This window comes from Aeromonas sp. QDB30 (assembly GCF_027707645.1).
GTDB classification, from domain to species: Bacteria; Pseudomonadota; Gammaproteobacteria; order Enterobacterales; family Aeromonadaceae; genus Aeromonas; species Aeromonas caviae.
The window spans coordinates 1-12,628 of the sequence record NZ_JAPCIY010000041.1 but is presented as its reverse complement, the minus strand read 5'-3'; the positions used below and the strand labels follow the sequence as shown (position 1 = coordinate 12,628).

The 12,628-nt window shown below is 62.6% G+C and carries 11 protein-coding genes and 2 pseudogenes; 11 read left to right on the top strand and 2 right to left on the bottom strand.

Going from position 1 to position 12,628, the window contains the following annotated elements:
- The first annotated feature begins 243 nt into the window (after positions 1-243).
- The 11 genes and pseudogenes from nudF to parC all read left to right on the top strand — a co-directional run bounded on the left by nudF (position 244) and on the right by parC (position 11,706).
- Entirely contained in the window at positions 244-885 is a 642-nt protein-coding gene (nudF, locus tag PG896_RS13075) for an ADP-ribose diphosphatase (protein WP_010672772.1), read from the top strand.
- A 99-nt stretch (positions 886-984) separates the two neighbouring features.
- Complete coding sequence (locus PG896_RS13070; RefSeq protein WP_039039758.1) at positions 985-1,431, top strand: DUF1249 domain-containing protein; 447 nt, start codon at positions 985-987, stop codon at positions 1,429-1,431.
- Positions 1,432-1,458: 27 nt separating this feature from the next.
- Positions 1,459-2,277 carry a 3',5'-cyclic-AMP phosphodiesterase gene (cpdA, locus tag PG896_RS13065; RefSeq protein ID WP_039039757.1) on the top strand — a complete coding sequence of 273 codons (819 nt, stop codon included), beginning with the start codon at positions 1,459-1,461 and terminating at the stop codon, positions 2,275-2,277.
- 9 nt (positions 2,278-2,286) lie between these two features.
- Entirely contained in the window at positions 2,287-2,874 is a 588-nt protein-coding gene (locus tag PG896_RS13060) for a YqiA/YcfP family alpha/beta fold hydrolase (protein ID WP_041214383.1), read from the top strand.
- Between the two features lie 2 nt (positions 2,875-2,876).
- Positions 2,877-3,500 carry an NUDIX hydrolase gene (locus PG896_RS13055; protein ID WP_113069050.1) on the top strand — a complete coding sequence of 208 codons (624 nt, stop codon included), beginning with the start codon at positions 2,877-2,879 and terminating at the stop codon, positions 3,498-3,500.
- A 36-nt stretch (positions 3,501-3,536) separates the two neighbouring features.
- Positions 3,537-3,941 (top strand): GFA family protein, encoded by a 405-nt coding sequence (locus PG896_RS13050; protein WP_039039754.1) that lies wholly within the window; start codon positions 3,537-3,539, stop codon positions 3,939-3,941.
- A 191-nt stretch (positions 3,942-4,132) separates the two neighbouring features.
- Complete coding sequence (locus PG896_RS13045; protein ID WP_163135733.1) at positions 4,133-4,354, top strand: DUF1656 domain-containing protein; 222 nt, start codon at positions 4,133-4,135, stop codon at positions 4,352-4,354.
- The gene (locus PG896_RS13040) at positions 4,347-5,213 is read left to right on the top strand and encodes an efflux RND transporter periplasmic adaptor subunit (protein ID WP_010672778.1); all 867 of its coding nucleotides are present in this window, start codon (positions 4,347-4,349) and stop codon (positions 5,211-5,213) included. Before PG896_RS13045 ends, PG896_RS13040 begins: the two co-directional genes overlap by 8 nt.
- 1 nt (position 5,214) lies before the next feature.
- Positions 5,215-7,132: pseudogene (locus tag PG896_RS13035) on the top strand (FUSC family protein).
- 113 nt (positions 7,133-7,245) lie between these two features.
- Positions 7,246-9,156, top strand: coding sequence for a DNA topoisomerase IV subunit B (gene parE, locus PG896_RS13030; protein ID WP_200164322.1), 1,911 nt, complete (start codon positions 7,246-7,248; stop codon positions 9,154-9,156).
- A 255-nt stretch (positions 9,157-9,411) separates the two neighbouring features.
- A complete protein-coding gene (gene parC, locus PG896_RS13025) occupies positions 9,412-11,706 on the top strand; it encodes a DNA topoisomerase IV subunit A (RefSeq protein WP_270835791.1) in 2,295 nt (764 codons plus the stop codon).
- A gap of 39 nt (positions 11,707-11,745) precedes the next feature.
- On the opposite strand, the gene PG896_RS13020 is transcribed toward parC, so the two are convergent.
- Positions 11,746-12,171: a hypothetical protein gene (locus PG896_RS13020; protein ID WP_270835790.1), complete on the bottom strand. Its 426-nt coding sequence runs from the start codon at positions 12,169-12,171 to the stop codon at positions 11,746-11,748.
- Between the two features lie 239 nt (positions 12,172-12,410).
- Positions 12,411-12,557 (bottom strand): annotated as a pseudogene (locus tag PG896_RS13015) (IS4 family transposase); the annotation flags it as partial.
- Positions 12,558-12,628: the final 71 nt, after the last annotated feature.

Below are 12,628 nucleotides of genomic sequence, written 5' to 3'. Positions count from 1 at the left end.
CGACCAAGCTTGATTTCAGCTTAACCACTCTACTATAAGCAGATTTCATTGCGAACTGTCTCTTTTCCAGCTGCGGAAACGTCAAGGTCCGGGGCGAGTTTTCTCGGCAACGCGCCTAGCCAAATGCCCTGTGGCTGCTAAAATCCTTCCCTCATCGTCGGCGAGAGCGAGTGAATGAATGTTCATTCATGCCCCCGAATATTATGGTCAAACCAAGCCAAGTCAAGCTGGCAGGAGTCTCGAATGTCACAGCAAGCCTTGCCTCAAACCTGCCACTACTCCAGCGATGATGTGAAAATCATTGAAAAATCAGCTGGATATAATGGCTTCTTCAAGGTGAATGTCTACCGCCTGCAACACAGGCTGTTTGCCGGTGGCTGGAACGCCCCCATCGTCCGGGAACTGTTCGAACGTGGCCATGCCGCCGCCCTGCTGCCTTATGATCCGGTGCGGGACGAGATCGTGCTGGTGGAGCAGTTTCGCATCGGCGCCATGGAGACCAGCGCCACCCCCTGGCTGCTGGAGCTGGTGGCCGGCATCATCGATGAAGGGGAGACCGCCGAGGCAGTGGTGCGGCGCGAGGCGGTGGAAGAGGCAGGGATCGAGGTGGGACGCTGCGAACACGCCATCAGCTATCTGGTGAGCCCGGGTGGCAGCACCGAGCGCATCGAGGTGTTCGTGGGCGAGGTGGATGCCAGTCAGGCCAAGGGGATCCACGGTCTGGCGGAAGAGGGGGAAGACATCCGGGTCCACGTGGTGAGCCGCGAGCAGGCCTATGCCTGGCTCAAAGAGGGGCGCATCGACAATGCCGCCTCCGTCATCGCCCTGCAGTGGCTGGCCCTGAATCACGGCGAGCTGCGGGCACGCTGGCTGGCGGGGCGCTGAGGTGGCGCTCGTTCAGACCCGGGTCAGGTGCCCTGTGTCCGACTGGAACACTGTGCAGTGGGTCCAGCCTTCATGGACCCTGATTGAGGGAGCCGCGACATGTCATTAGTCCAGAGCCCGATGAAGCGCTATGTGCCTGATTTGATGTCCTTGCAGCGTACCTGCGAGGTCAATTACATGGCGCTGATGAAACTGTTGCCGCCCGGTGGCAGCGTGGGTGCCGAGCGCCGCTATCAGGTCGGCAACGGCCTGCAGTTCCAGCTCACGGTGACCGAGGAGAGCCGCTTCACCAGCCAGGTGATCCTGGCCCAGCACAACCCCGAATTGCCGAGCTACTTGCAAGCCCGGATAGAGATTCGTTTGTATCATGATGTGCGAATGGCGGAAGTGTGTGCGGCGCAACAGATTTCAATGTTGCAACCACGTTATGATTATCCCAATCAAAAAATGCATCACAGGGATGAAAAGGAGCAGGTAAATCTATTCTTGGCCGATTGGTTGAGATTTTGTCTCAAACACGGCACCAGCCTGATTAACATCCTCTAGTCGAACCCATAAAAAAGAAGCGTGATTTTGGAAACAGAGCTACCTCAGGCGCCGGACGGCAGTGTGCGCCTGTTACAGATTACCGATACCCATCTCTTCGCCAGTGCCGAGGGGCGGCTGCTGGCCGTGCCCACGGCGCAGAGTCTGGCCGCCGTGCTGGAGCGGGTGCAGGCCAACGAGCACCCGTTCGATCTCATCCTCGCCACCGGGGATCTTTCCCAGGATCACAGCCCGGAGTCCTACCAGCGCTTCGCCTCCATGATGGCGCCCCTGGCTCGCCCCATCTACTGGTTGCCCGGCAACCACGACGACGGCCCCCTGATGACCGAATACCTCCATGCGGCCGGCATCAGCGAGGCCAAGCAACTGGTGGGGGATCACTGGCAGGTGATCCTGCTGGATACCCAGGTGCGCGGCAAACCCCACGGGGTGCTGGGGGATCACCAGCTGGCGGCCCTGGATCAGGCCCTGCGCCAGCATCCCGAGCGCCATGCCCTCATCGCCCTGCACCATCAGGCGGTGCCGGTGGGCTGCGCCTGGCTGGATCAGCACAACCTCAAGAATGCCGACGACCTGTTCGCCGTGCTGGCCCGCCACCCGCAGCAGAAGACCATCCTGTTCGGCCACGTCCATCAGGAGTTTGACGAGGTGCACCACGGAGTGCGGCTCATCGCCAGCCCCTCTACCTGCATCCAGTTCAAGCCGCTCTCCGACGGTTTCGCACTGGACGAATCCGGCCCGGGCTGGCGCTATCTCACCCTGCACCCGGATGGCCGGGTGGCGAGCCAGGTGTGGCGCCTGCCGCTGGGGCAGTTCGTGCCCGACCCCAATGCCACCGGTTACTGAGGCGTTGCCATGAAGCCCGTCCTGCTCTATCTGCACGGTTTCAATTCATCCCCCGGCTCGGCCAAGGCGCAGCAGATGGCGGCCTGGGTGGCAGAGAACAGGCCCGATATCGAGGTGGTGATCCCGGCCCAGCCCAACACCCCGGCGGCCGCCTGGGCTGCCATCGAGCAGGCCATCGCCGACCTGAAGGCCCGCCACGGCAGCGCCCTGCGACTGGGCGCCGTGGGCAGCTCCCTCGGTGGCTTTATGGCGACCCGGGTCAGCGAGCGATACGGTTGCCGCGCCGCCCTCATCAACCCGGCGGTGCGCCCCCACGAGCTGCTCTGCGACTACCTCGGCCCCCAGACCAACCCCTACAGCGGCGAACGCTATGAACTGTTGCCCGGACACATGGACGAGCTGAGAGCGCTGGCGGTGCCGGTGACTGCTCCCGAGCGGCTCTGGGTGCTGCAACAGCAGGAGGACGAGGTGCTCGACTATCGCAAGGCGCTGGACGAATACCGCTTTGCCCGTCTCTCCCTGGAGTGCGGCGGCGATCACGCCTTCACAGGCTTCGAGCGCTACCCCGCCCAAATCGTCCGTTTCCTCGGGCTCTAGCCGTGCAGCCGCCGTTGGCCGCCTTCCTCGAACAGGTGCTGGCCACGGCCCAGGCGGGGCTCACCTATTCCCGCGATCCCTTCGACATCGCCCGCTTCGAGGCGCTGCGAGCGGCCACGGTGACGCTCATCGCCAGCCAGAGCGAGCTGGCCCCCGACGCCATCGGCGACTGGATTGCCCTCGACAGCGGCTATCCCACCCCCAAGCTCGATGTGCGGGCCTTCATTCAGAACGACGCGGGCCATGTCCTGCTGGTGCAGGAGCGCAGTGACGGTTGCTGGACTCTGCCGGGGGGCTGGTGCGACATCGGCGATTCGCCTGCGGACGCCGTGGTGCGCGAAGTGGTGGAGGAGACCGGCCTCGTCTGTCGGGCGGTGCAGCTGCTGGCGTTGTTCGACAAGCTCAAGCATCCCCATCCCCCGCAGCTGCCCCATGCCCACAAGGCCTTCTTCCTGTGCGAGGTGACGGGCGGCGCTCTGCTTACCGACACCGATGAAACCAAAGGGGCGGGGTACTTCCCCATCGACGCCTTGCCCGAACTCTCCCGCCACCGGGTGGTTGCGTCCCAGTTGCGCACCCTGCATGACCATCTGTCGCAGGGGCGGGGGGATACCCTGTTCGATTAACCGGTTCGCAGCCTGACACTGCGGCAAGGAGGCAGCATGATCACACGCATCGGCAATACCCCCATCCAGAAGAAACACAAGGCAAGCTGCCACTGCGGCGCCGTGGTGCTGGAGCTGACCCTGCCGGATGGCGTGGTGGATCCGCGCCGCTGCGACTGCTCCTTCTGTCGGCGGCGAGGGGCCATCGTCGCCTCGGTGCCGCTCTCCGGCATCCGCATCCTGCAAGGGGAGGCGGCGCTTCGCTGCTACCAGTTCAACACCCGCACCGCGAAACACTACTTCTGCAGCGTCTGCGGCATCTACACCCATCACCAGCGCCGATCCAATCCGGCGGAATATGGCTACAACCTCGCCTGTCTGGAGGGGGTCAACCCGTTCGATCTGGGAGAGGTGCCGACCCGCGACGGGGTGCATCACCCGGCAGATACCGTAGCCGATTGAACGCGAGGTGACTGCCCCGACGGGTGGCGGGGAGGACGGGCGAGGTGTTGCCGCGCCACTCCCGTGACGACACCTCAGGGGGTCATCTGCCTGTGTAGCCCCCGCAATGGCTGTGTTAACCTTGCCCTGTCCGTCTCCCGGCGGACCCCGGCCTCTCTCTTCATTCCATCTCTGCCAACAGGGGCACACCCGTGACGACTGCTTCAGCGCTGCCGGATCTGATCCTCGGGGCCTCGCTCTACTTTCCGCCCCTGTTCAAGGCCGTACTGCTCGGCCTGCTGGGCTGGCTGCCCGTGCACCACCTGCTGCGTGACTGGCTCTATGGTGGGGATGTCTGGCACCCCCTGCTGATGGATCTCTCCCTCTTCATCCTCGCCGTCAGTGGCGCCCTATGGATATTGCTACATGGCTAAATCACCCCTTGCGACCCTCAAATACTTCTCCACCCTGCTGGTCTTTGCCCTGGCGCTGGTGTCGCTCTGGTGGCTGTGGAACGACTACATGCAGGGGCCCTGGACCCGGGATGGCAAGGTGAGGGCCGAGCTGGTCAGCATCACGCCCCAGGTGTCGGGCAAGATCGTCAGGATAGGGGTCAAGGACAACCAGCTGGTGAAGGCGGGGGAACTGCTCTTCACTCTGGATCCCGAGCCCTATCGCATCGCGCTGGACAACGCCAGCGCGGCCCTGGCCAAGGCCAGGTCGGATCTCGACAAGGCGGAGCACGAGGCGAACCGTCGCCAGAGCCTCTCCCGCACCGTCATCTCCGCCGAGGCGGTGGATGAGTCCAGGCTCAATGCCCAGGCGATGAAGGCGGCCTATGAGGTGGCCCAGGCCAATCTGGAGCAGGCCAGATGGTCCCTTGCCCGGACCGAGGTCCATGCCGCGAGCGACGGCTACATCACCAATCTGCAGGCCAGGGTCGGCAACTACGCCACCGCCGGGGTGCCCCTGGTGGCCCTGATAGACACCCACTCCTTCTATGTGCAGGGCTATTTCGAAGAGACCAAGCTCAGGCACATCGCCCCCGGCAAACCGGCCGAGGTGGTGCTCTACAGCGGGGATCGGGTACTCAGGGGGGAGGTGGAAAGCATAGGGCGCGCCATTCACGATCAGAGCCTGGAAGGCAGTGAGGGGCTGCTGCTCGACGTCAAGCCGAACGTGCCCTGGGTGCGTCTGGCCCAGCGGGTGCCAGTGCGGATCAGGCTGCTGGCGATTCCCCCGGATCTGGTCTTGATCGCGGGCACGACCTGCACCATCACCATAGGGGACTAGAGTGATCCCCTCGCTCTGGCGCCAGACCCCCTGGGGCAAGGCCAACGGCGGACAGTGGCGCTACGCCCTGCGCAATGCCCTGGCCATGTGCCTGTCGCTCTGGCTGGCGTTCGTGCTGCAACTCGACTCCCCCTACTGGGCCATGACCTCCGCCGCCGTGGTGAGCTTTCCCACCGTGGGGGGCGTCATCAGCAAGAGCCTGGGGCGGGTGGTGGGCAGCCTCATCGGCGCCATGGCGGCGGTGATGATCACCGGCCTTGGCATCGGTGATCCCTGGCTCTTCAGCCTGCTTATCGCCCTCTGGCTGGGGGGGTGCACCTACATCTCCAACCACCATCAGAACAACGTCTCCTACGGTTTCGCCCTGGCGGGCTATACCGCCGCCATCATCGCCTTCTCCTGCGTCAACCTGACCGACCCGCAACATATCTTCGACATCGCCCAGGCCCGGGTGAGCGAGGTGATCGTCGGCATCCTCTGCGGCGGCCTGATGATGATGATCCTGCCGAGTTTCTCCGATGGCGAGACCCTGCTGGACTCCCTCGGCAAGAGCCAGACCCGGCTGCTGGAACATGCCCAGCTGCTCTGGCTCGGGGAGACGGGCGCCGATGTGCGCACCGCCCACGAGGGGGTGATCGGTCAGATCCTCACCCTGAACGTGCTGCGCATCCAGGCCGTCTGGAGCCACCACCGCCTGCGTCGCCACAACCAGTTGCTGAACTATCTGCTCCATCGCCAGCTGAGGATGGTCAGCCTCATCTCGGGGCTGCGCCGCATGCTGCAACACTGGCCAGAGGACGCAGTCGACCCGGCCCCCATGCTGGCCGCCGTGCTGCGGGAGCTGGGGCAGGGGGGCTGCGACAAGCTGCGCATCGCCCGCCTGATGGCGCCCTTCGTGGCCCGTTCGGGGGACGATTATCGCTGTCAGGCCTTCTGGCTGCGGCTGCGCCACTTCTGCTGGAGCTACCTGGAGTGTCAGCGCTGGCTGGAAAGGCTGGCCCGCCACGATGGTCAGGAGTGGCCGGCGCCGCCGCGCCACAGCTCTCTGACCAGCCACACCGACGGCCTGGAGGCGGCCTACAACGGGGGGCGTACCTTCCTCTGCGTGATGCTTGGCTGCACCTTCTGGATCCACACCCAGTGGGATGCGGGCGCCGCGGCCCTGACCCTGCTCGCCATCTGCTGCGTGCTCTATTCCGCCACCCCGGCCCCGGCGAAGGGGGCCCAGACCATGCTCAAGGCCATCGTGCTGCTCAGCTTTATCTGCTTCGGGGTCAAGTTCGGGCTGATGATCCGCATCGACGACTTCTGGATCTTCTGCGCCCTGCTGTTCCCCGCCCTCATCACCCTGCAACTGCTGAAATTGCAGCGCCCCCAGGGGGCGGCGCTCTGGGGCCAGCTCATCGTGCTGCTCGGCTCCTTCCTTGCCATCACCAATCCGCCGAGCTACGACTACCTCGCCTTCGTCAACAGCAGCCTTGCCCAGGCACTGGGGGTGATGAGCGCAGGGCTGGCGTTCCAGCTCCTGAGGCCCAGCTCGGATCGGCGCAAGAGCCGCCGCCTGATGCATCGTCTGCGGCGGGATTTCGTGGACCAGCTGGCCCCGGCTCTGGGTGCTGCGCTGGGGCGTGGTGCTGCTCAATTGCAGCCATATCGTCTGGCAGCTCAGGCTCTGGCGCAGCCGGGATCCGACCCTCTATCTGGTGCGGGACGGCTGTCTGCGCTGCCTGAAAGGCATTCTGACCGAAGGGGGCGTGCAGCACGAGACCCTGGGGCGCACCCTGGCGGAGCTGGACCGCATCAGCCAAGGGCTGGGGGAACATGCAGATCCGGCGGCCCGGGCTCTGGCGGGGCTGGTGTGGCGACTCCACTGCTCCCTCTCCCAGCTTGTGCAGGCCCTGCCCGGGGAACCCGCCTGATCCCGGGCGGGGAGGCCGGAGCCCCTCTGGATCACCCTTTGCGAGCGCCCCATTTGTCCCGGGCCCTCCCAGCGAGTAAGATTCCCCCCAAACGTCAATTCGCAAGGCCCTCCATGTCCACTCAATACAATGCGGATGCCATTGAGGTCCTCAATGGCCTCGAACCGGTGCGTCGTCGCCCCGGCATGTACACCGACACCACCCGGCCCAATCACCTCGGCCAGGAGGTCATCGACAACAGCGTCGACGAGGCGCTGGCGGGGCATGCCCGCAATCTGGAGGTGATCCTGCACGAGGACCAGTCCCTCGAGGTGATCGACGACGGTCGCGGCATGCCGGTGGACATCCACCCGGAGGAAGGGGTCAGCGGGGTGGAGCTCATCCTCTGCAAGCTGCACGCGGGGGGCAAGTTCTCCAACAAGAACTACCAGTTCTCCGGCGGCCTGCACGGGGTGGGGATCTCGGTGGTGAACGCCCTCTCCGATAGGGTCGAGGTGACGGTGCGCCGCGACGGCCAGGTCTATGACATCGCCTTCGAGCGTGGCGAGAAGGTACAGGAGCTGACCATCACAGGCACCTGCGGCCGCCGCAACACCGGCACCCGGGTGCGCTTCTGGCCAGAGGCGCGCTACTTCGACTCGCCGCGCTTCTCGGTCTCCAAGCTCGAGCACCTGCTCAAGGCCAAGGCCGTGCTCTGCCCGGGCCTCACCATCAAGTTCCTCGACAAGAACACCGGCATCCGGCTTGAGTGGTGCTACGAAGACGGTCTCAAGGATTACCTCATCGATGCGGTCAAGCAGTTCACCTGCCTGCCGGAGCAGCCCTTCGTCGGCTCCTTCAGCTCCGAGCAATCGGCGGTGGACTGGGCCCTGTGCTGGCTGCCGGAAGGGGGCGAGTGCCTCGCCGAGTCCTATGTGAACCTCATCCCCACGGCGCTTGGCGGTACCCACGTCAACGGCCTGCGCCAGGGGCTGCTCGACGCCATGCGCGAGTTCTGCGAGTTCCGCAACCTCTTGCCGCGCGGGGTCAAGCTGACCCCGGAAGACATCTGGGATCGCTGCGCCTACATCCTCTCCATCAAGATGCAGGACCCCCAGTTTGCAGGGCAAACCAAGGAGCGGCTGTCGTCCCGCCAGAGCTCGGCGTTCGTGTCGGGCGTGGTGAAGGATGCCTTCAGTCTCTATCTCAACAGCAACACCGAGCTCGCGGAACAGCTGGCGGAGCTCTGCATCTCCAGCGCCCAGCGCCGGATGCGCGCCGCCAAGACGGTGGTGCGCAAGAAGATTACCCAGGGTCCGGCCCTGCCCGGCAAGCTCACCGACTGCGGCTGCGCCGACCCCATGCAGGGGGAGCTGTTCCTGGTGGAGGGTGACTCCGCGGGCGGCAGTGCCAAGCAGGCGCGGGATCGCGAATTCCAGGCCATCATGCCCCTGCGCGGCAAGATCCTGAACACCTGGGAGGTGGAGGCCGGTCAGGTGCTCGCCTCCCAGGAGGTGCACGACATCTCGGTGGCCATCGGGCTCGACCCCGACTCCAACGACCTCAGTGGCCTGCGCTACGGCAAGGTGTGCATCCTCGCGGATGCGGACTCGGACGGTCTGCACATCGCCACCCTGCTCTGCGCCCTCTTTGTGAAACACTTCCGCACGCTGGTGGAGAAAGGCCACGTCTATGTCGCCATGCCGCCCCTCTACCGGATCGATATTGGTAAAGAGGTCTACTACGCCCTCGACGAGGACGAGAAGAACGGCGTGCTGCAACGGGTCGAAGCCGAGAAGAAGAAGGGCAAGGTGATGGTGACCCGATTCAAGGGTCTGGGTGAGATGAACCCGAAACAGTTGCGGGAAACCACCATGGATCCCAACACCCGCCGTCTGGTGCAGCTCACCATGGGCGCGGAAGGGGGGGCAGAAGGGGAAGATGGGGACGAGACCCTGCAACTGATGGACATGCTGCTGGCCAAGAAGCGCGCCGGTGATCGCCGCGAGTGGCTGGAAGAGAAGGGCAACCTCGCCATCATCTAAAGCGAGTCGCAAGTACCCCACCCCGGCCCTCCCCTTCGCAAGGGGAGGGGGCCAAGCCTCTCCTCCCCCTCATGGAGGGGGAGGTTGGGAGGGGGTCTTGTGATGCACCGTCGGCCCCCTGCCGACCCGCATTTCCGGCGTGCCCTCTGAGGGCGTGCCATAGCAAGAGAACAACCTTATGAGTGATGCTATCGAGCTCAGTCTGTTGGATGAAGTAGAGCGCCAACCAGCTCCCGAACCGAAAGAGATAATCACATGAGTGATGCCATCGAGCTCAGTCTGGACGGGGTAGAGCGCCAGCCAATGCGCACCTTTACCGAACAGGCTTACTTGAACTACTCCATGTACGTCATCATGGATCGGGCCCTGCCGCATATCGGCGACGGCCTCAAGCCCGTGCAGCGGCGCATCATCTACGCCATGAGCGAGCTGGGTCTGTCGGCGCTGTCCAAGCACAAGAAGTCTGCCCGTACCGTGGGTGACGTGCTGGGCAAATACCACCCCCACGGCGACAGCGCCTGTTACGAAGCCATGGTGCTGATGGCCCAGCCCTTCTCCTACCGCTACCCGCTGGTGGACGGTCAGGGCAACTGGGGTGCGCCGGACGATCCCAAATCCTTTGCCGCCATGCGTTATACCGAGGCGCGGCTGTCGCGCTTCTCCGAGCTGCTGCTCTCCGAGCTGGGACAGGGCACGGTGGAGTGGACGCCGAACTTCGACGGCACCATGAAAGAGCCGGTGGTGCTGCCTGCCCGCCTGCCGCACATCCTGCTCAACGGGGTGACCGGTATTGCGGTAGGCATGGCGACCGATATCCCGCCCCACAACGCGCGGGAAGTGGCTCATGCCTGTGTGGAACTGCTGGATAATCCCAATGCCGGCCTGGATGCCCTGATGGCCCATGTGCAGGGGCCGGACTACCCGACCAACGCCGAGATCATCACGCCCCGCGACGACATCCGCAAAATCTACGAGACCGGCAAGGGCTCCATCAAGCAGCGGGCGGTGTGGAGCGAGGAAGATGGCGACATCGTCATCACGGCGCTGCCCCATCAGGCCTCAGGCGCCAAGATCATGGAGCAGATTGCCGCCCAGATGGTGGCGAAAAAGCTGCCGATGGTCACCGATCTGCGGGATGAGTCGGACCACGAGAACCCGACCCGTCTGGTGATCGTGCCGCGCTCCAACCGGGTGGACGTAGAGGGGCTGATGGCCCACCTGTTCGCCACCACGGACTTGGAGAAGAACTACCGGGTCAACCTCAACATCCTGGGTCTGGACAACCGGCCCCAGGTGAAAGACCTCAAGACCATCCTCACCGAGTGGCTGAGTTTTCGCCGCGAGACGGTGCGCCGCCGCCTGCAGTATCGCCTCGACAAGGTGCTGGCTCGCCTGCACATCCTCGAAGGCTTGCTGATCGCCTACCTCAACATCGACGAGGTGATCGAGATCATCCGCACCGAGGAGGAGCCGGGCCGGGTGATGATGGAGCGTTTCAATATCAGCGAGACCCAGGCCGAGGCGATCCTCGAGCTCAAACTGCGCCACCTGGCCAAGCTCGAAGAGTTCAAGCTGCGCGCCGAACAGAATGAGCTGGCGGAAGAGCGCGACAAGCTGGAACTGATCCTGGGTTCCGAGCGCCGTCTCAGCACATTGCTCAAGAAAGAGATCCTGGCGGACGCCGAGAAGTACGGCGACGATCGCCGCACCCCGCTGGTGGAGCGCGCCACCGCCGTGGCGCTGACCGAGAAGGAGCTCACCCCGAGTGAGCCGGTGACCGTGATCCTCTCCGACAAGGGTTGGGTGCGCGCCGCCAAGGGTCACGACGTGGATGTGGAGGGCCTCTCCTACAAGGCGGGAGATGGCTATCTGGCCCACGCCCATGGCCGCAGCAATCAGCAGGCGGTGTTCCTCTCCACCCTGGGGAGAACCTACTCGCTGGAGGCGCACACTCTGCCCTCCGCCCGCAGTCAGGGCGAGCCACTCACCGGTCGCTTCGCGCTGGGGGCCGGCGAAGAGGTGCGTCATCTGGTGATGGGGAACGAAGGCGAGCCGTACCTCATCTGTTCTGACGCCGGCTACGGCTTCGTCTGCAAATATGACGACCTGATCGGTAAGAACAAGAACGGCAAGGCGCTGCTCACCGTGCCGGAAGGGGGCATTGTCATGGCGCCCCAGAGGATAGGCGCGCCGGACACGGATCTCTGCATGGCCATCTCCAACGAGGGGCGGATGCTGCTGTTCCCGCTCAACACCCTGCCGGTACTCGGCAAGGGCAAGGGCAACAAGCTCATCAGTATCCCGTCGGCACGGGTGAAGGCGCGGGAGGAGTTTGTGGTGATGGCGGCCATTATCCCGCAGGGCCAGTCGGTCACCCTGTTTGCCGGCAAGCGCAAGCTGACCCTCAAGCCGTCTGACCTTGACTACTACCGTGGCGAGCGCGGCCGCCGCGGCGCCAAGCTGCCCCGGGGTTTGCAGCGCGTCGATCGCATCGAGATTGAAACCGTCGCCGGCGCAGAACCGGCAGTCGGGGAAAATCAGGAAGGGTAATTAATATAGAAGGGCGCGAAAGCGCCCTTCTCTTGAGGGTTACTTTGTATTTCGTAAGTTTAAACCCTTCTTTGAAGTAATATCCTCTAGTTTAAGTGATGACAGGTTTTCTATTACAGAATCTAGAGTGGTGGAATTTTCAGAGAGCTCTAGCTCTGAAAGGCTGACAATGCCAACCTGATGAACAATCTTATTTCTAAATGTTTGCAGGTTAATTATGTCGTCTGATGTACTCTTATCAATAAGTCCTTTGTTGTCATATAAATACCTAGCTTGCATCCTTATATTTGTCTTGTTTGTTTCATGTTTTCCATAAGAATCATCGTCGTTGGATGACAACTCGCATGCAGTTCTTACTATATGTACAAGTTTATTGTATTTTTCGATATATTCACCAGCTAGTTTATTTGCCATGCCACTGAAGTTCTCAGCAAGCTCCTCTCGCTCTGATTCTTCAATGTGCATGTCGCCAATGGAATCTAAGGCTGCCTGTATCTTCTGGCATATATCATCACTTATATTTGTCAGCTCAGCTAACTCTGGTTTGCTAATGCCACGGCAGTGGGCTATTTTGCACCGATATTCGTATAACTTTTCCCACTTGGTTCTTAAGTATTCAGATTCACATTGGACTTTTTTTGCGAAATATTTTTCCCAGTTAGTGAATGGAGAATACTGTTTAAGCTCTCCTCATGTACAGGACCTTAAGCGTTGAGTCCCTTTAAAACTCCTTCCAAGGTCCTGTTCTGTATCGATTTTCTCTGCTTGGTTCGGCAAGCGTTCTTGGCCAAATAATCAGCTGCCCATTCCAGTCTTTCCCTTATTTCTGTCAGCGCTCTATGGGCCAGGGCTGACGCATCAGTGTTTATACTTTGAACAACCCCATACATTCGAACAAATATTGTTCATTCAGACAGCAGAG

Excerpts from the sequence above, each read along its gene's own strand:
- PG896_RS13040 (WP_010672778.1), top strand. The coding sequence starts at position 4,347 with ATGGCTAAATCACCCCTTGCGACCCTCAAATACTTCTCCACCCTGCTG.
- PG896_RS13050 (WP_039039754.1), top strand. The coding sequence starts at position 3,537 with ATGATCACACGCATCGGCAATACCCCCATCCAGAAGAAACACAAGGCA.
- nudF (WP_010672772.1), top strand. The coding sequence starts at position 244 with ATGTCACAGCAAGCCTTGCCTCAAACCTGCCACTACTCCAGCGATGAT.
- parC (WP_270835791.1), top strand. The coding sequence starts at position 9,412 with ATGAGTGATGCCATCGAGCTCAGTCTGGACGGGGTAGAGCGCCAGCCA.
- PG896_RS13060 (WP_041214383.1), top strand. The coding sequence starts at position 2,287 with ATGAAGCCCGTCCTGCTCTATCTGCACGGTTTCAATTCATCCCCCGGC.
- parE (WP_200164322.1), top strand. The coding sequence starts at position 7,246 with ATGTCCACTCAATACAATGCGGATGCCATTGAGGTCCTCAATGGCCTC.
- PG896_RS13070 (WP_039039758.1), top strand. The coding sequence starts at position 985 with ATGTCATTAGTCCAGAGCCCGATGAAGCGCTATGTGCCTGATTTGATG.
- PG896_RS13020 (WP_270835790.1), bottom strand. The coding sequence starts at position 12,171 with ATGCACATTGAAGAATCAGAGCGAGAGGAGCTTGCTGAGAACTTCAGT.